The following is an 18,020-nucleotide window of genomic DNA, read 5'->3' as shown; positions in this document are numbered from 1 at the left end:
CGTCCCCCTTGCTCAGCTCCACTTAAGGTAGAGATTGCCCACGCGATATACCACGTGAGGAGTAAAGCCCGCCGCCAGCTCCTCGGGTGGAACCGGCTCCCACCTTCCGGTGCGCTGGACCTTCCGCTCCAGCCCGCCCGCGTTGACGAAGCGGGTGGTTCCCGCCGGACCCGCCTCCAGCGTCACCGCGGCCGCGCGCGGTGTGCGGGTGAAGTCGCCTCCCGCCGTCAGGCACATGCGTGCATTCCGGTAGAAGCCGCGCAGGCCGCCGGGCAGCTCGCGCAGCACCTGCGCGCTGGCGCGTCGTAGCCCGGCCTCGGAGCCGGCGACGTAGACACAGGTGGCCGCGTCGAAGTCATGGGGCCTCACGAACCCCAGGACGAGCCAGATGGCGAAGAGGATTCCCGCCGCGGTCGCGAGCCACGGCCACCAGCAGCGCAGCCACCCGGTGGCCTCCACGCGCACGCGCGCGGGCACCGTCACGGCGGAGGAAGCGTAGTGCGCGTGCGCGCCCTGGAAGGTGGCGCCTGGCTCCGAGGGGGCCAGGTCCTGGCAGCAGCCCCGCGCCTCGAAGCACACCTCGTAGTGCAGCGGCTGACCCTTGCGGCCTCCGCCCAGGTCCGCCTCCGAGCCCGGCACCGGCTCACACGTCAGCGTGCCGCCCTCCACGCTGCCCTTCGGCGAGCAGGTGATGGGGACGCGGTCCGCGTTGGTGGAGCGCGACAGGTCGATGACCTGGCACCGGCGCGTCGCACCACGCTCGCCCCGCCACGCGCCGAAGTCCAGCGCCGGGGGATTGGGCACCAGCGCCAGGTCCAGGAAGCCCTCCACCTGCACGGCCTGCCGCGCCGTCTGCTCCATCCACGCGTTGCGGAACGTCACCTGCACCGGAGTCGGGCTCCCGTCCAGCGAGGGCTCCGACGGAGTCCAGTCCGCCACGAAGCGCCCGCCGCCCGCGTGCCGCAGAGGCACGTCCTTCCCTTCGACATGGGCCACCGCCGCGAAGCCATCCGCGTCGAAGAAGGCCGCGTCGTCGAAGGTCTTCCCCCGGAAGAGCAGCCGTGCGTCCAGTTGCACCGGCTCGCCCACGCGCGCCGTGGGAGGCACGGCCAGGGTGGCCACCAGGTCGTAACGGAGGATGAGGCCGTAGTCGACGTCGCCGGGAGCCTGCGGGAGCGCCAGCGTCCAGCGGCTCGGCGCGTCCGGATTGTTGGCCGCGCGGAAGACCTGGTAGTGCCGGTGCGGCGGCTGGCAGAGCCGGGGCGCGTTGGCGTATCGCAGGTGGGGCGGACAACCATTGTCACCGGACGCCTGTGCGGGCACCGCGCCCTGGGGACCCGTCAACGTCGCGGAGTAGGCGTCGCCGGGCTCGGCGGAGGCCGTCGCCACCAGCACCTCCACCACGTAGCGCCCCACTTCGAAGGTCTTCGTCCCACTCGGGGACAGCGTGCCCGTCTCCGGCCGCGAGCCCAGCACGCGCGCATAGCCTCGCGTGAAGGCGCCGACGACCTCGCGCGGACGCTGGACGAAGACCAGGTCCTGCGGGCCGTGCGTCAGCGGTTGGAGGAAGGCCTCGCCGACCTGACGCGCGTCATCGCTGCCATAGAGCCCGATGACGAGCGTCTCCACGTTCGGCGTCGAGCCCAGGCCGAGCGCCGTCACGCCGTCTCGCGGGTCGCTCAGGTCCTGCGGAGCGCCGTCGGTGAAGAAGAGGAAGAGCTTGCGCGGCAGGGACGACTCGCGCAGCCGCCGCCCGGCCTCTTCGAGGGGCCGCCGGAAGAACGTGCCCTTCGAGTACGGCAGCGCGCGAATCTGGTCCGCGGTGAGCGCGGGCAGGGGCGGCGCATTCGCGTCGTCACCGAAGGCAATCACCGAGACGCGGTCCGCGGAGCCGCGCGCGAGCCCTTCCACCAGCAGCGTGCCGAGCACCGCCGCGCGCTCCGGGTCATTGGGAGGAATGCGCGCGCCCGTGCGCTCGTCCCGGCTCTCGACGCCCATGGAGCAACTGTTGTCGAGCAGGAGCGCCACCTCGTGGCCGCTCATCTGCGCGGAGGCCGACAGCACGGGCACCAGGAGCGACAGCAGGCTCAGCGCCTTCATCAGAGCTCCACCTGGAAGAACGTGCCGCCGGACCGGTAGAGCGCGCCCATGGACGGCACATGCCCCGAGGCCAGGTCGTCCACCGGCTCCCACTTCAGCGTGCGGCGGTCCTGCCGCTCCACGGGCCCGGTCCCCATGAGCACCACGCCGCCGCCCTGCACCGCGCGCAGCACCACCGACGCACCACGCACCCGGCCGGTGACGTTGCCGTCGCCCTGCATCCCCAGGCGCGCATCACGGAAGAAGCCGGGCGAGCTGCCCGGGCACGCGCGCAGCAGCACGGACGCGGCCTGGCGGATGCCGCGCTCGCTGCCGGCGATGCGCACGGCCGCTCCGGGTGGGAAGCGCGCGGGCCGCGTGAAGCCCGCCAGCAACACCACCGCGCCCAGGCTGCCCAGCGTGGGCAGCAGCCAGAAGCCGTGACAGGCCAACGGGCTGCGTCCCTCCACCCGCCAGCGCAGGTGCACGGTTTTGGCCTGGGAGGCGAACTCCGGAGTCAGGGGCGCGATGCGGAGCACGGCCCCGGCGGGCGAGACGTCCGCCGCGCAGCGGGGCACCTCCAGGCACACGTTCAGCCAGCGCTGCCGAGGGTCCAGGGCCTCGATGGTCAGCGGCGCGTCCAGCCGCCGCGTGTCCACCTGGCCCGCGCCGTTGGTGAAGTAGAGCACCGGGCGCGCCTGGCACCCCTCGAGCCCCTCGGCCTGGAGCTTCCACCGGTGCTCCTCCACCGCCTCGGAGCTGCCGAAGTCCAGGCGCTGGCACGCGGAGGCCACGGCGGTGCCCGCGGCCACGGTGCCGAAGTCCAGCTCGGATGGCAGTTCCAGTTTCAACGCCGGCCGCACCTGCACCGGATGTCCGGGCATGGCGGCGACCTCCTCTCCCTGTGCAGAAGAGAGGACGATCGACCAGCTCGCCGATTTCACCTGGGTGTAGGTGGTCTCGAAGGTGTAGCGGTCATCCGGCGTGGGAGGCCCCTCGCGGAACGTGTCGCCGGTGTCCACCTGCCGCACGCGCAGTCCGGGCTCCGCCAGCTTCGCGTCCACCTGGGCGCGGCCCGGCCCCGGCGCGGGTCGCTTGAGCAACACCGTCCCCCGGCACGGCAGCCCCACGTAGCAGGTCCGTGGCAGGTCGGACATGTCGAAGCCCAGGCCCAGCTCGCTCACCGTCGCGGTGGTCTCCGCCAGCGGGCACACCACCCGGTCCCCCGCGCGGCCCGAGGCGCTGATGCGCACCTGCCGGGGCGGCGGTGGCGATGACGACGGAGGCAGGCGAGCGGGCGTCCACCCGGCCTCCAGCGCGCCGCTCGCGGGCAACGTCTGCGCCACCTCCGTGTCCACCTGCACCCGGAACTCCAGCGTGGTGCCCGGAGGCGGTGTGGCCAGCGGCACCTTTCCGGACGCATCGAAGAGCGCCGCGCGGAGGGAGACCTGTTGGCCCGCGACGAGCGGCTCGCCCTCCGCGGGCGCCACCACCCGGGCTCGCAGGCCGCAGACCTCCACCTGGAGGGACTGAGCTTCGGACGCGGCGGAGCGCAGCACCTCGTTCTTTCCCACCGTCACGCGGGGGACGAACTCCACCTTGAGCCCCGAGGTGGCCGGCAGCGTGTAGTCCGCCGTCACCGTGCCGTCTGGCTGCACCGAGCCCGCGACTTCCGTCACTCCGCCCTGCGCGTCCGTCACCCGGAAGATGCCGCCCGTCACCTGTCGCAGCGTGCCGCCATCGTCGCGGACGGCGCCGACCAGGGAGATGCTGTCTCCCGCGGTGTAGGGACCCGGGGTGATGCGCTCGACCTTCGCCTCCAGCGGAATGGGCTTGGGAGGAGGCGGTGACGCCGGCACATCCTGTCCATCCTTGACGTGGAAGAGCACCACGTCGGAGGTGTGCTGTTCCCCCAGGCGTGCGCAGTCGTACCGGTCCGCCGCGCGAAAGCGGGGATTGCGCCGGAGGAACACCGACTCACAGGTGTTGTCCTCTTCGTCGTAGCAGACGGAGCACGTCCCCTTCTCGGTGTCGAAGACGTAGATGTGCTCGTGCCAGTCGTCGTGCTTGCTGCTGACCTCCGGACGTGCGCACGCGGCGTCCACGTCGGGAGGACGCCCCTCGTATCCCCCCACGCAGTACGTCTCCCCGGGCCTCCCGAGCTGCGCGGAGGCGGCGGACGGAAGCAGCGAGAGGACCAGCGCCGCGACGAGCGTGACGAGGACGCGAGCCATCACGTCCCCTTCCCCTCCGAGGCGGAGCCCGAAGCCCGGGTTCCGGACGAGGGCGCCTTCGACGGCGCGGCCTTCTTCTTCGACTTCGGGGCCGGCGGCGCGGCGGAACCGGGAGCGCCCACGGTGACCTCCGCCGCCGAGCCCGCATCGGCGGCGCTGCCACCCGCCCCCGCATCGGCTCCCACGGCTCCGGTCATCGCGGCCGAGGAGGCTCCGGCATCCGCGGCGGGCGCGACACCCGCGTCCTCGCTCCCCGCATCTCGAGCGGCCAGCACTGCCACCACGGGAGTCGGAGGTACGGCCGGCGGAGTCGCGAGGCTCCCGGAAGGAACGTTCGTTCCAACCTGCGTCCCCGACACCGAAGAGGTGCTCACGGCCGCGCCGGGCTCCGCGCCCTCGGTCTTGGAGCCGCGTCCAAACGCCCAGCCGAGCAGAGCACCCACGAGCAGCGTTCCCGCGGCGAGGCCCACCGCCCACATCATCGACACCCTGCGAGAGCCTGCTGGCGTCCCTGCGCTCGCGGCGACGGGCTGCTCGCGAGGAGCCTCCGCCGGAAGCGTCGCGGCCGCCAGGGGAACCAGGGGCGTCTCCGGCAGCGTCTCCCGACGGGACGAAGGCGCGGGAGCAGCCATCCGCGGAGTTTCCGGCAGCGTCTCCTGGCGGAACGAAGGCGCGGGTGCGGCCCCATGCGGCGTTTCCGGCTGCATCTCCTGGCGGAACGAAGGCGCGGGCGCAGCCCCATGCGGAGCCTCCGACAACGTCTCCCGTCGGGACGAAGACGCGGGCTCCTGCACGGACTGCCGGGGTGAAGCAGCGTGAGATGCCTCGGTGGACGCCACGGGCGCGGCCACCCGGGGCGTCTCCGGAAGGGTGTCCCTGCGAACGGCCGCTGGCGAAGCGCCCACAGCGGGCACGTTCGGCTGTCCCGCGACGAGCAGGACGGCGGTGATGTTGTCGGTGCCCCCGCGTGCGTTGGCCTCGCGGATGAGCGAGTCGACGGCGCCCAGAAGGTCCCGGCGCTCGATGAGCGGGTACAGCTCCGCGTCCTCGATGAGGTCGTAGAGCCCATCGCTGCACAGCAGCACCACATCACCGGGTTGCAGCTCCAGCGGCTCGTTCCAGACCTCCGGCCTGAAATCCTGCTGGACGCCTACGCTCCCGCCGAGCGCGCGCAACAGGACGTGCGCGTCCGGATGTTGCTTCGCCTGCTCGGGCGTGAGGATGCCGTGCTGGACCATCTGCTCCACGCGCGTGTGGTCTCGCGAGCGTTCGATGAGCCGTCCCTGGCGGAACTGGTACAGCCGGCTGTCCCCCACCCAGCCCACGTAGCAGCGCGCGCCCAGCACCCACGCGGCCACGGCCGTGGTGCCCATGCCGGGTGTGCCTCGCGCGAGCGCCGTCTCCACCACGGCCCGGTTCGCCTCCGAGAGCGCGTCATAGAGCGCGCGAGGCGGCTGCGCCGTGGAGCTGGCGAGGAGGACCTCGATGATGCGCTGACTCGCCACCGCGCTGGCGACCTCGCCCGCCTCGTGTCCGCCCATGCCGTCGCACACGACGAGCACCCACGAGCCGTCCGTGCGCTGCTGGACGCGGAAGCAGTCCTCGTTCTGCGCGCGCTGCCGCCCCGTGTCCGAGTGTCCCTGGATGTAGAGCGGCAAGCTCATGACTCATCCTCTCGCGCGGGCGCGAAGAGGGTCTTTGCCTTGACGCGTCCGCCTTCCGCCGCGGGCGCCGCGCTCCCCTGGGTGGGCGGGGCCGCGACGGGCGCGGGTGCGGACGAAGCCGCAGCGGGCTCGGCGGCGCGCGGCTGGGTGCCGGGCTGCATGAGCACCAGCTCCACGTGTTGGGACAGGCGCAGGCTCTGCCCCGGCTTCATCTGCACACGCTGCCCGGGCTCCAGCCTGCGTCCGTCCACCCAGGTGCCGTTCGTCGAGCGCTGGTCGATGACGAACACGTTGCCCGTCTTGTAGAGCTGCACGGTGGCGTGGTGACCGCTGATGGCCGGATGCTCGATGGCCAGGTCCATCTCCCCCGCGCGCGCGCCGATGGAGAACTCCGCCTTGTGGACCCGGTAGTAGGGCTCCATTCCGGAGGGGCCCTGCTTCACCATCAGCCGCGTCTCGGGGAGGGTGACGAAGGGGTCCTTCCATTGCGCCGCGGGAGCCGGAGGAGGCGCCGTGGGCGGAGGAGGCGCCTGGACGGGTGGCGGCTGCGGTGCGGCCACCTGGGGCGCCGGAGGCTGCGGCGGCGCGGGAGTCGCGGCGGGTGGACGCCGTCGGGCGAGGAGCCCCACCAGCGTGCCGGCAATCGCCAGCCCGGCGCCGACCAGCAGCAACCACCACCACGAGGGAGACGCGGGCGCGGGGGCCTGGGCCGTCGTGGCCGCCGGCTGTGACTCCGGCGTGGGCGAAGCGGCGGGCTGGAGCGTGCACGGCTGGGTCGCGCCCCCATCCGTGCTCTGCCGGAAGCGCACGGGCTCGCTCCAGTGGCTGCGCTGCCCGCCCGTGACGGCCTCGATGGAGACGTTGTCGTAGACCTGCCCCGGCTTCACTCCGCACAGGGCCACGTCCAGCCAGTACAGCCGGTCGAGAGCCTCCGCGAGCTCCACCATGGCCCGGGCCGGGTCCTTCACGTCCTCCACCTGGACGTAGCGCCCGCCGGAGCCATCCGCGAGCTGCTTCATCTCGTCCAGCCGCTGGGCCAGCTTCCGGCCCTTCGCGGTGCGGGTGAAGCACACCACGTGCACGCGGACACCCTGCTCGCGCGCGTCCTCGGCCACCGTCTTCACGTCCAGCGCATCCGACTCGTCACCCGCGTCGGTGAAGACGATGACCTCGCGCGAGCCGAAACTCGTCAGTCGCTGCTTCTCGTGGGCCTCGCGTACGGCCTCCTGGACGTAGTACTTGAGCCGCGTCACCTGCTGGGAGGCGCCGAGCGACTGGAGGCCCTTCAGGCACGCGGTGAGCGCGGCGGGAGTCTTCTCCTCGCAGTGCGTGTTCCGCTTCATGCCGAAGCTCATCACCGACACGGTATGCCTGGGGCCCTTCAGCGCCCCGACATACGCGGTGGCCAGCTCCAGCGCCTGCGGCCAGTAGGTGGAGAACGAGCCGGACTGGTCGAAGGCCAGCACCGTGTAGGCGTCCTGGTTCTCCTCCACCATGCGACGCACGGCGGTGACGCGCCCGCCGGATTGCTCCAGCAGCGCGCGGAACCGCGAGGGGTCCAGCCCGTTGCCCTGTCGGAGGCTGCCGTCCAGGTCCGGGTCCACCTCCACCTGGAGCTGCAGCGTGCCTCCCGAGGCCGGTGGCACGGCGAGTACGCGCACCCCGTTCTCCGCCGCGGTCGCCGGCAGCACCATGCACAGCGCCGTGAGCAGCGCCAGGGACCTTCCCGTGCGGAGCAGGTTCCGCGAGACCTCCGCGCATGCGACAGCCCTTCGCCCTTCCATCGTGGACCTCCCCCTCCTTGCGAAAGACCTCAGCGCGTCTGCCGGGCCAGCACGCTCTCTGGAACGATGACGAGCACCAGCGTCGTCTCCCCCAGCTTCAGCACCGCGTGGTTCTGGAGCACCACCTGCTCTCCATGAACCACCCGTCCGTCCACCACGCTCCCGTTGGAGGACACGTCCATGTAGCTCGCGTCTTCGGCGCGGATGAACAGGAAACCATGCTGCCCGCTGACCCGGCCGTCGGAGAGGACGACCGAGCAGCCCTCGTCCCGGCCCAGCGTGTTGCGCCCGGTGTGCAGCGGGTGGACGCGTCCGGCATCCGTGGGCCCCCGGTACTCGAAGAGGGCCGCGCGCACCTTGCCCGCCATGGGCTGCGAGGCCGGAGCGGACTCGACGATGGTGCGCGACTTGGGCCGCGCGCCCGCGGGACCGGCGGCCGGAGCGGGAGCCTGGGCCGGCGCCTGGACGGCGCCACCGAACGGGTCCCTCGGGTCGATGGCGGGACGCGGAGGAGGAGGCCTGCCGAAGTAGTCAGCGTGCTCCGAACGGGCCGGGCCGGCGGGTGCGGGCGGTGGCGCGGCTTCGGGCTCGAAGACGGTGCGGCGCTTGACGTGCGGAGTGGCCGGGGCCGGCTCCGGCGCGGGTGGCCGCTCGGGCTCCACCGTCGTGGCCCGCTTGGGGGGCGCGAGCTCCATGCCGCACATCTCGCACCAGGAGACTCCGTCCGGGTTCTCGTTCTGACAGTAGGCGCAGCGCTTCACAGGGACCCCAATCTAGGCGTTGCCACGCGAGGACATCAAATCACCTCGTCCGGGTCCTACCCGACTTCGCGATGTCTTGCGCCGAGCGCACTGCAATCACAGCCAGGTGCGGTCAGGCAATGCATTCGCATACGCTTCGCGCGGCGAGTCATTTCATTGCAAGGAGACGCGGAGGAGCCATGGCCAGACGGAGTGTGATGGGGAAGCTGGTGCGCGCCGCCATCAAGGACGCGGAGCGCTCGTCGCGGCGGCGGCAGCGGGAGCTGCAGGCCATGGCGAAGGAAGCGGCACGCCGGGCCGAGCGCGAGCAGGCGGCCTACGAGGTCGAGGTCTTCCAGAACCAGCTCGAGCTGCTGACCTCCCTGCACCGCGAGGCCACCCCCTCCGTGGACTGGCATGCGCACGCCTCCGCTCCACGTCCCGAGCCCTCCGCGCTGGACCGCCGCGCCAGCCTGGCGGCCAGGGAGGCGCTCGAACGGTACCGGCCCGGCTTCTTCGCGCGCCTGTTCGGCATGGACGCAAGGAGCAAGCTGGAGCAGCGGCTGGCGGACGCGCTCGCGGCCGAGGCCGCGCAGCAGACCCGGCTCGACGAGGAGCACACGGCGGCGGTGGAGCAATGCGAGGCACACCGGGAGTACGCGAAGGCGGTGCTGGCGGGTGACCAGTCCCTCTACAACGAAGTGTTGCGGGACACCGCGTGCCTGGAGGAACTGGAGCAGCTCGGCTGCAAGGTCCAGGTGTGGTGGCACGACGCGACGCTGGCCCGGCTGGAGCTCCGCACGGAGCAGGACTCGGTGGTCCCCTCGGAAGAGAAGTCCCTGACGTCCACGGGGAAGGTGTCCACGAAGAAGATGCCCGCGGCACGGCGCATGGAGGTGTACCAGGACCATGTCTGCGGCGCGGCGCTTCGCGCGGCCCGGGAGCTGCTGGCCGTGCTCCCCCTTCGCGCCGTGCTGGTGGACGTGAAGGGTGAGCTGCTCAACTCGGCGAGCGGCCACTTCGAGGACGCCACCCTGGTCTCCGTCTACTGCCCGCGCGAGAAGATGGAGCGCATCCACTTCGACCGGGCCGACGCGTCGGATGTGGTGAGCAGCTTCGTCCACGCCATGAAGCTCAGCCGCGGCAAGGGCCTGGGCGCGGTGCAGCCCCTGGCTCCCGAAGACTTCGTCTCCAAGGCAGGTAGCATGCGTGTCGTCTGACCAGGCACGACAGTGACTGCTGAACTCCGGGGGGAGGACATGGCGGGGAACACAGAAGAAGTCGACGTCGTCATCGCGGGAGGCGGCCCGGTCGGCGTGCTCACCGGCAGCCTGCTCGGGCTCCATGGGGTACGCGTGTTTGTCCTGGAGCGCGAGGCCACGCCCCACGGGCAACCCCGCGCCTTCTCCTGTGACGACGAGGCCCTGCGCATCTACCAGTCCGCGGGCCTCATCGACGCGCTGAAGCCGGACCTGCGCCAGAGCCGCCGTGTCACCTACACGGGCGTCGGGAACAAGCCCATCGCGGAGCTGCACCTGAGCGAGGTGGACTTCGGCTTCGGCTACACGCCCATCTGGTTCTTCTACCAACCCCTGCTGGAGAAGGTGCTGCGCGAGGGGCTCGAGCGCTTCCAGCACGCGACGCTGCGCCTGGGCACCGAGGTCGAAGCGCTCGAACAGGACCACACCGGGGTGACGGTGCGGACCCGCGAGCTCGTCAGCGGCAAGCGCGGCTCGGTGCGTGCCCGCTACCTCGTCGGCTGCGACGGAGGCCGGAGCACGGTGCGCGGCCTGCTGGGCATCCCCATGGAGGGGCGCAGCTACGAGGAGCCGTGGATTGCCATCTCCGGCACCGTGCCGGAGGAGGACGCCCCGCCCGAGTGCAGCATCGTCTGCGACCCGCACCGTCCCGGCTTCCTGGGCCGAGGCCCCGTGGGGCAGTTCCGCTGGGAGTTCCGCCTGCGCCCCGGAGAGACAGCCGAGGAGATGGTGCAGCCCAACTCCGTCCGCCGGCTGATTGCTCCCTACGTGAATCCGGACAAGGTGAAGGTGGAGCGCGCCCAGCTCTACACGTTCCGCTGCCTCATGGCTCCGCGCTGGCGAGAGGGCCGCACGTTCCTCGCGGGAGACGCGGCCCACATGATGCCGCCCTTCATGGGCCAGGGGCTCGTCTCCGGCCTGCGCGACGCGGCGAACCTCGCGTGGAAGCTGGCCCGCGTGATTCACGGGCGCGCCTCCGAGGCGCTGCTGGACACGTACGAGCAGGAGCGCGGCCCGCACGTGCGCACCATGCTCGATGCCACCGTGCGCCTGGGCTATGTGTTCCAGGCGCGCAACACTCCGGCGGCCCTGCTCCGGGACACCGTGCTGCGAGGTCTCCAGCGCATCCCGAACGTCCGCCGCTTCGTGGAGGGCTTCCGCTTCAAGCCACCCCCGTCCATCGAAGAAGGCTGGCTGCTCGGCGGCCGTCGCTCCGGACGACGGGCTCCGGAGGGCAGCTACTTCCCCCAGCCGAGGGTGCGGCTCGCGACGGGAGAGGAGCGGCTGCTCGACGACATGCTGGGCTCCGGGTTCGCCGTGCTGAGCCGGAAGAACAGCCCGGCGACGGAAGCGGCCCATGCGCTCGCGCGGGCCCTGGGAGGCACCTACGTCATGGTGGGACCCGCGGGCTTGAGCAGCACGGACTCGCGCGGCGTGGAGGACCACACCGGCAGGCTGGCGGAGTGGTTCACCCGGCACGGCGTGGACGTGGTGGTGGTACGGCCGGACCGCTTCGTCTTCGGCGCGGTGCCCCTGGCACGGCTCCAGGAGTTGCGCACCGCGCTGGGCGTGGACCGAGCGGGAGACACTCAGAGCGCCAGGGCGGGCGCGGCCTGAGGCGCCTGCGCCTCCACGGCCTTCTGCCCGCCGGACTGCACGGCCGCGTCGAGGTTGGCCAGGCCCTCCTCGAAGTTCTTCCCCAGCATCGCATCCATGTCGATCGAGAATGGTGATTCGCCCCTCGCCCGCCTTGCTGTTCCCGCTCCACGAGCAGGTGGCGCCCGGACCCGACGGCGGGCCCTCGATGCGCCTCGTCATGTTCGGGTCGAGCTTCTCGTAGGGAGACCAGCGGCCCCACTGGTGGAAGTCATTCCGCCGCGCCGCCAGACCCTCGAAATCGAAGGATTTTCGCCCTTGACTCCCGGCCCCTGACGCACGACCTTGCACGTCCCATGGGGCCCTGGTGACCTCCTGGATGTGCGAGACGACCCGGTGCAAGGAATTGAATCAATGGCTTGTCAATACCTCCCCCTCGACTTGCAACGAAGCCGGCGGGAGGCGCAGGCTTCCACCTCCGCGTGACGGATTGGAGCCGCGCGCGAGGTGGGGGGAGTCTGCTTGCTGCCACCGGTGCACACCGCACTGCTCGACTCGCTGGACCGGCACGCCCGGCGGCGCGCGGAAGGCATTGCCACCCTGAGCACCCTCGTGGGCCCACCCGAACAGGGGCTCGCGGTGCTGACGGAATGGATTCATCGCCGGGGGCTCGGTGTCGTCGTCGCGGAGGGGGACGACCCACGCACGATGGCCACCACATGGGCCACGGCGCTTGCGCGCGAGCGGGACCTGGCATCGGACGCGGAGACGTTCATCGCCCTCTCGCAGGCCATGGGTCCTCGGAGGGAGCTGCGCTTCCGGGGGAAGACGGCCCATGAGCGCCGTGTCCTGTTGGATGGGCTCACACCGCCGCGCTCCGAATCCGCGCCCTGGGAGCTGTGCGGCGAGCTCCTGAAGTCTCCTGTCCTGCCCACGCGCGGAGACCTGCCTCCCGTGGTGCGTGACGCCATCCAGCATGACCCGGCGGCTGCGCTCCACTCCCTGCTGGCGCTCGTCCCCTACGGCAGTGCGCCCGTGCTGCGCGTCCGCGCGGAGCCGTCCGACTTCCGCGCGCTCCGTACCGCCGTGTCCCTCTGCGCCGAGGCACCCGCGCTCAACCTGGTGTGCGTGCTCACGCCGGAAGCCCTCGACGCGCACCTGCGACGTGGTGAGTCCCGCGTCCAGGCGCTGTTGCGCGAGGGCCGGCTGGACCTGCCGGAAGCCCCACCCGAGGCCCTGGCCCCGACGCCCATCAGCACGACGGCGCCCACGCTGGCCCGGCTCCAGAAGGACGGCATCCCAGAGGCCGTCCTCGCGCGGTACGCCGAAGCGGCCCGCGCCATCGCCCACGCACGCCGTGAGGTCGAGGACCGCGCCCGCAGCGAGCAGGAGCGCTTCCTCTTCGACCTGCTCGAGAACCTTCCCTCCACCCGGGGACTCTTCGCCCTCAACGCCCGCGTCGACGTGGGGCACGGCAGCCGCCCATTGGAGGTGGACCTGCTGTGCCGCGAGCTGAGGCTGGCGGTGGAGCTCGACGGCCACTTCCACTTCCGCGACGACGAGCGCTTCCGCCGCGACAGGCGCAAGGACCTCGCCCTGCAGCGCGCGGGCTATTGGGTCGTCCGCTTCCTCGCCGACGACGTCGTGCCTCGACTCGAAGACATCCTCGAAACCCTCGACACGCTGATTGCCGCCCGGAGGCAGGAGCTCTCCAGGCCGGAGGTAATACATGAACCCCGCTGACCCCCGGCTCGCCGGGATTGCCCTGTGCTGGCTCCTCACCCGCGGCAAGAAGCCTGGCACGCGCAAGGAATTGGAGACGGCGCTGCGCCCCTTCGTGGAGCACCGCCTCAGCAACGCCGAGTCGAAGGCCCGCTTCGAAACGATGGTGACGCGGCTCCTCGGCGACGCGCTCGTGACGGAGCGCAAGCGCGGCGGCCTGGAGCTGACGGCGGACGGGCGTGCCGGAGCGCTGCGCTTCCTCCACCTGGAGCAGGCCCCGCGAGCGCTCACCTGGAAGAAGTTGAAGGCCACCTACCTGCTGGCCCTCACGCTGGACCTTCCTCCCACGAAGAACATCGTGGCGCGGTTGGCGAGCGCCGACGGTGTGCGCGCCACGCTCCTGAAGCGGCAGCACGGCATGGCGGACGGGGACAACCTCTCGCTCGCGCAAGTCAGAGACAGATTGCTGTGGCGGCAGCTCGGCGTGGAGACGGACCGTCCGTTCTCGTTGAGCGCCGTGCAGGCGCATCTCCTCGGGGAGATGCTGGACGCGGAAGTCAAGGACCCGCGCAAGGGCGTGGAGCAGCTCGCTGCCCGCTCCGCCGGAGCCGCGCGCGGGGACGCCGAGGCCGTGCGCCAGGCCCTGTTGCGCCAGTGGGCCCTGCCGGAGTCCGCGCCGCCCGCGCCCACGGAAGTGGAAGTCCCCGCCCCGCCGAAGGAGGCGCCCCCCCACTCCGAGGACACGGTGGCGAGCTTCGCCGAGCGCGTGCTCTCGGTGGCTCGCGCCCTGCCCACGGGCCGCTTCGGGAGGAACAAGGTGTTCATCTCCCACGTGTGGAAGGCCCTCCAACCCGAGTGGAGCAGCCGCGAGGCCTTCGATGTGGCGCTGCTGGAAGCGAACCGCACGCGGCGCCTGTCCCTGACGCGCGCGGACCTCGTGGCGGCCATGGACCCTCGCGACGTGGCCGAGTCCGAGGTGCGCTCCTTCGGCGCCAGCTTCCACTTCGTCGTCATCTAGACCGTCAATCCTGGAGCGCCCCGTGCCCACCGACCCTCGACTCGAAGCCTTCCTCACGGACGGCCCTGAGGTCTTCAACAGCGTCCAGCAGGGCCAGCAACTCTGGCAGGCGGACCCGTTCGATGTGGAGTCCCTCAACGCACCGGCTCGCCGCGCCTTCAAGCGGCTGCTGGAGCGCGCCGCCTCGAACACGCCTCCCCCAGCGGGCAAGCTGTTGCTCCTGCTCGGAGAGTCCGGCAGCGGCAAGACGCACCTGGTGCGGGCCTTCCGCAACCTGGCGCACGGCAAGCGACAGGGCTTCGTCGGCTACATGCCGATGACGGTCGATGCCAACCGTTATGACGGATACATCCTCTCCAACCTCATCGACTCGCTGGACCGGCCGTATGACCTGAACACGGGCGAGGACACCGGGTTGATGCGGCTGTCCGACGCGCTGATGGCGAACTGCAAGAGCGCCTTCGCCCCGCTCATTCCGGATGAGAAGGTGCTGGAAGAGGAGGAACTGCACGGCACCATCCGCGCCGTGGCCGACGAGCTGCTGGAGGACCCGCGCTTCCAGAGCGTGGAGGTGGACCTGCTGCGCGCGCTCATCTACCTGCAGCGCAGGGAGCCGCGCATCAACCGCCGCATCTTCCACTGGCTGCGCTGCGAGGAGCTGTCCGAGGAGGACCGGCAGGTCATCGGGAACCTCGTGCCGCGCACGGCGGACGACGCTCCGGCGCGGATGATTGAGCACCTGGGGCGGGTGATGGGAGCGCTCGGGCACGCCCTGGTCTTGTGCGTGGACCAGGTGGAAGACTTCCACGACTTCGAGGAGCGCCCACAGATGGAGAGCTCCTTCCGGCGGGCGATGAGCAGCCTCACGGCGCTCGCGGCCAAGGTGCCCCGGGCCGTGGTCGTCATCTGCTGCCTCTCCGACTACTGGGAAAGGATGCGGCCGAACCTGCCCCGCCCGCAGTTGGACCGCATCGAGAACGACCCGGAGCCCATCTTCCTGGAGGCCCAGGTGACCGCCGATACGGCCCGGGAGATTGCGGCACGCAGGCTCCACGTCCTGTACGAGCAGCGCGGCGTGGCCATCGACCCGGCTGCACCGACGTGGCCCATTCCAGCGGAGGGCATCGAGCTGCTCGCGGGGCGGCGGGCGCGCGACGTGCTGAACGAGTGCCACCGCTACAGGGAGCGGGCCCTGCAGGACCAGCGCCTTCCCGAGTCGTTTCCGCTCGGACGTCCCGAAGAAAGGCCGGTGGCGCCTCCTCAACCCCCGAAGATGGATGTCGACCAGGCGTGGACGGACTTCAAGGCCACATTCAAGCCAAAGCTCCCGGAGGAGGCCTCGGACATCGCCCTGCTGCTGGCGTGGGCCATCGAGGTGGGCAGCGACGAGCTGGGAGGCGCGCCGCGCTTCGCCGTCGTGCCCAGGGATGAAGAGGCCATGGACGTCAACGTGCAGCCCCAGGGCAGCAAGCTCTTCGTGTCGCTGTGTGAGAAGGACCCGCGCGGAGGTGGTCTGTCGAGGCAGATGGCGGAAGCGCTCAGGGCCGCAGCCGGTAGCACTCCCGTTCTCGTCAGGACCTCCGAGTTCCCTGCCAGGGCAGGCGGTGCGGTCGCGGACAACCTTGGCCTGCTCATCCGGAAGGGCGGGCGGCGAGTCGTTGTGGGAGACGCTGAGCTGCGCACGTTGGTGACGCTGCGTGCCTTCCGAGAGCGGCACGCAGGGCAGAGCGCGCTGATGGAGTGGAGCCGCACAACGCGGCCCATCACCCGGCTGAAGGCCGTGGGCGACATCCTCGGACTGGAGCGCCTGGGCGCTCCGCCTCCGCCATCCGGTCCGCCACCGTCCTCAACGAAGCCATCAGAGCCCACGGCTCGCAACACGGGTGCGAGCACTCACGGCGCCGCGCCTTCACGTCAGTCGAACCTCTTCGAGAGCACGGCCAGCGTGACCTCCGGTGCGCGAGCAGAGCACCCTGCGCTGGCCCAAGCCGGAAACCAAGGCACAGGGGGGAGCAGGTCTCCCGGCCCCGCGGGTCTGCGGCCCAAAGGCACCACTCCGCCTCCGGTGCCGCTCGATGATGAAGCCTCATTCGGGCTCACCGCCGCAGCGGGCATCCTGCCCCCACCAGCTCCCACGGTGACGCCGCCGAATGGCACCAAGACGCGTACCGTCACGCCGACGCAGGTTCCACAAGCGCGTGACATGCTCACCGGTCCGGTCCGGCTGGGCGTCTCCGAGGGCATCTTCAGCCAGACCGTCACGCTCGAACCCTCTGACCTCACGCGCCACAGTGCCTTCCTCGGAGGCACGGGCAGCGGCAAGACGACTCTCGCGCTCAACGTGCTGGAGCAACTCCTGCTCCGGGGCGTGCCCGCCATCCTCATCGACCGGAAGGGCGACCTCGCCACGTATGCGCGTGAGCTCTCGTGGCAGGAGAAGCTGGAGGACCCCACCCTCTCCGAGCGTCGCCGACTCCTGCGCGAGCGCGTCGACGTCGCCGTCTACACCCCGGGCCGCTCGGACGGGCGGCCCCTGGCCATTCCCATCGTGCCCCGGGGCCTCGACTTGCTCCAGGCCGAGGAGCGAGAGCAGGGAGTGCAGCAGGCGGCGGACGCCATCGCGGGGATGCTCGAGTACAAGAGCAAGAGCGATGGGGCGGCGCACGCACTGCTCGCCCAGGCACTCCGCATGCTCGTGCAGCGTCCGATTGGCCGTGAGCTCACACTGGACGTCGTGCAGCAGTTCGTTGCCAGCCAGGACGAGTCCCTCCTCCGCGAAGTCGATGGGATTCCTACGAAGACCTTCGCCAAGCTCGCGCAGGACCTCGGGGTCCTCCGCCTCAACCTGCGCACCCTGCTGGCGTCGGGAGGAGAGCAACTGGACCTGGAAGAGCTACTCGGGCGGGGCGCGTCGGCGACACCAGGCAAGACGCGGCTGAGCATCATCAGCACCAAGTTCCTCGGGGACACCAACCGCGTCCTCTTCTGGGTGTCTCAGCTTCTGCTGGAGGCGAACCGCTGGACGAGTCAGCACCCGGCCGCGCAGCTCCAGGCCGTGCTCCTCTTCGATGAGGCGGACCTGTACCTCCCGGCGACGATGAAGCCCGCCACGAAGCAGCCCATGGAGGACCTGCTCAAGCGTGCCCGCTCGGCGGGACTCGGGGTGATGCTCGCTACCCAGAGTCCCGGCGACTTCGATTACAAGTGCCGCGAGAACGTGCGCACCTGGTTCGTGGGAGCGGTCACGCAGGAGACGGCGCTCAAGAAGCTTCGCCCCATGTTCACCGAGGCCCGCGTGGACGCGGATGCAAAGCTGCCCTCTCAGAAACGAGGCCAGTTCCATGTCCTCGGGGAAGGCAAGGTGCAGCAGCTCAAGGCGGACCGCTCCGTCATGCGCACCGAGCAGCTCGCCGAGGATGAAATCCTCAAGCTCGCGCGCCAGACGCTGGAGAAGAGCAGGAGCACGGCCGCCGGCACATCACGGGCCGGCGGCTCGCGCTGAGGCTACTCGCACTTCGTCTGCGTGAAGATGGTGACGTGCTCGATGCAGCCGGTGGAGTAGGTCGTCCTCTCGCACTCGCGCTTGTAGACAGCGCCACACGTGGCGTTGCCCTGGAACTCCCACGGGGTACAGACCGTGGACGTCGGCGGACAGACGAACGCGTTCACCGTGCCGCCCTCCTCCACGGTGGGCGTGGCTTCCTGCTCCGGAGCCTGCGACTCGTCGAGGCCCGCGCCACAGGCGGAGAAGAGGAGGACGGCGGCGGAAAGCGACAACAGCCGATGCAGCTTCATGGGTGCTCCCGGGGTGTGGGTTGCACCGCGATATTTATCAACCTCAAAACAGCAAAACAAAACTAAGCAGAATAATCTGTTCGGGCGGTGCCACATTCCATGGCCGAGGAAGGCCCGGCCCGGGAGGGA

The 18,020-nt window shown here is 70.9% G+C and carries 12 protein-coding genes; 5 read left to right on the top strand and 7 right to left on the bottom strand.

The features are described from left to right. Positions 1-12: 12 nt before the first annotated feature. The 5 genes from ACVTJA_RS11480 to ACVTJA_RS11460 are packed head-to-tail and all read right to left on the bottom strand — an operon-like array spanning position 13 to position 8,456. The gene (locus tag ACVTJA_RS11480) at positions 13-2,100 is read right to left on the bottom strand and encodes a hypothetical protein (RefSeq protein ID WP_465836377.1); all 2,088 of its coding nucleotides are present in this window, start codon (positions 2,098-2,100) and stop codon (positions 13-15) included. After that, on the bottom strand, positions 2,100-4,316 hold the full coding sequence (locus ACVTJA_RS11475; RefSeq protein ID WP_465836375.1) for a hypothetical protein: 2,217 nt from the start codon (positions 4,314-4,316) through the stop codon (positions 2,100-2,102). Before ACVTJA_RS11475 ends, ACVTJA_RS11480 begins: the two co-directional genes overlap by 1 nt. After that, entirely contained in the window at positions 4,313-5,977 is a 1,665-nt protein-coding gene (locus ACVTJA_RS11470; RefSeq protein ID WP_465836374.1) for a PP2C family protein-serine/threonine phosphatase, read from the bottom strand. Before ACVTJA_RS11470 ends, ACVTJA_RS11475 begins: the two co-directional genes overlap by 4 nt. Further along, positions 5,974-7,761: an FHA domain-containing protein gene (locus ACVTJA_RS11465; RefSeq protein ID WP_465836372.1), complete on the bottom strand. Its 1,788-nt coding sequence runs from the start codon at positions 7,759-7,761 to the stop codon at positions 5,974-5,976. Before ACVTJA_RS11465 ends, ACVTJA_RS11470 begins: the two co-directional genes overlap by 4 nt. 29 nt (positions 7,762-7,790) lie before the next feature. Continuing rightward, the gene (locus ACVTJA_RS11460) at positions 7,791-8,456 is read right to left on the bottom strand and encodes an FHA domain-containing protein (protein ID WP_465836370.1); all 666 of its coding nucleotides are present in this window, start codon (positions 8,454-8,456) and stop codon (positions 7,791-7,793) included. Between the two features lie 245 nt (positions 8,457-8,701). On the opposite strand from ACVTJA_RS11460, the gene ACVTJA_RS11455 reads away from it, so the two are divergent. Together ACVTJA_RS11455 and mhpA are read left to right on the top strand one after the other, a co-directional pair. Next, a complete protein-coding gene (locus ACVTJA_RS11455; RefSeq protein WP_465836368.1) occupies positions 8,702-9,721 on the top strand; it encodes a hypothetical protein in 1,020 nt (339 codons plus the stop codon). A 39-nt stretch (positions 9,722-9,760) separates the two neighbouring features. After that, entirely contained in the window at positions 9,761-11,377 is a 1,617-nt protein-coding gene (gene mhpA, locus ACVTJA_RS11450; RefSeq protein ID WP_465836366.1) for a bifunctional 3-(3-hydroxy-phenyl)propionate/3-hydroxycinnamic acid hydroxylase MhpA, read from the top strand. Here mhpA and ACVTJA_RS11445 read toward each other — a convergent pair. Further along, entirely contained in the window at positions 11,350-11,475 is a 126-nt protein-coding gene (locus ACVTJA_RS11445; protein ID WP_465836364.1) for a hypothetical protein, read from the bottom strand. The genes mhpA and ACVTJA_RS11445 overlap by 28 nt on opposite strands. A 403-nt stretch (positions 11,476-11,878) precedes the next feature. Here ACVTJA_RS11445 and ACVTJA_RS11440 point away from each other — a divergent pair, with 403 nt between their 5' ends. The 3 genes from ACVTJA_RS11440 to ACVTJA_RS11430 are packed head-to-tail and all read left to right on the top strand — an operon-like array spanning position 11,879 to position 17,598. Next, entirely contained in the window at positions 11,879-13,099 is a 1,221-nt protein-coding gene (locus ACVTJA_RS11440) for a DUF559 domain-containing protein (RefSeq protein ID WP_465836362.1), read from the top strand. Beyond that, a complete protein-coding gene (locus tag ACVTJA_RS11435) occupies positions 13,086-14,096 on the top strand; it encodes a hypothetical protein (protein ID WP_465836361.1) in 1,011 nt (336 codons plus the stop codon). Before ACVTJA_RS11440 ends, ACVTJA_RS11435 begins: the two co-directional genes overlap by 14 nt. Before the next feature lie 22 nt (positions 14,097-14,118). After that, positions 14,119-17,598, top strand: a complete 3,480-nt coding sequence (locus ACVTJA_RS11430) for an ATP-binding protein (RefSeq protein WP_465836359.1) — start codon at positions 14,119-14,121, stop codon at positions 17,596-17,598. Positions 17,599-17,600: 2 nt separating this feature from the next. Here the strand turns inward: ACVTJA_RS11430 and ACVTJA_RS11425 are convergent, their stop codons facing one another. Then, positions 17,601-17,891 carry a hypothetical protein gene (locus ACVTJA_RS11425; RefSeq protein WP_465836357.1) on the bottom strand — a complete coding sequence of 97 codons (291 nt, stop codon included), beginning with the start codon at positions 17,889-17,891 and terminating at the stop codon, positions 17,601-17,603. Positions 17,892-18,020 lie beyond the last annotated feature (129 nt).

The sequence above is a fragment of the Pyxidicoccus sp. M6 genome (assembly GCF_055568925.1).
This window is presented reverse-complemented; position numbering and strand designations above follow the sequence as displayed.

Bases quoted from the DNA above. Each gene is read 5' to 3' on its own strand.
- ACVTJA_RS11425 (WP_465836357.1), bottom strand. From the start codon at position 17,891: ATGAAGCTGCATCGGCTGTTGTCGCTTTCCGCCGCCGTCCTCCTCTTC.
- ACVTJA_RS11470 (WP_465836374.1), bottom strand. From the start codon at position 5,977: ATGAGCTTGCCGCTCTACATCCAGGGACACTCGGACACGGGGCGGCAG.
- mhpA (WP_465836366.1), top strand. From the start codon at position 9,761: ATGGCGGGGAACACAGAAGAAGTCGACGTCGTCATCGCGGGAGGCGGC.
- ACVTJA_RS11435 (WP_465836361.1), top strand. From the start codon at position 13,086: ATGAACCCCGCTGACCCCCGGCTCGCCGGGATTGCCCTGTGCTGGCTC.
- ACVTJA_RS11480 (WP_465836377.1), bottom strand. From the start codon at position 2,100: ATGAAGGCGCTGAGCCTGCTGTCGCTCCTGGTGCCCGTGCTGTCGGCC.
- ACVTJA_RS11460 (WP_465836370.1), bottom strand. From the start codon at position 8,456: ATGGAGCTCGCGCCCCCCAAGCGGGCCACGACGGTGGAGCCCGAGCGG.
- ACVTJA_RS11445 (WP_465836364.1), bottom strand. From the start codon at position 11,475: ATGGATGCGATGCTGGGGAAGAACTTCGAGGAGGGCCTGGCCAACCTC.
- ACVTJA_RS11455 (WP_465836368.1), top strand. From the start codon at position 8,702: ATGGCCAGACGGAGTGTGATGGGGAAGCTGGTGCGCGCCGCCATCAAG.
- ACVTJA_RS11465 (WP_465836372.1), bottom strand. From the start codon at position 7,761: ATGGAAGGGCGAAGGGCTGTCGCATGCGCGGAGGTCTCGCGGAACCTG.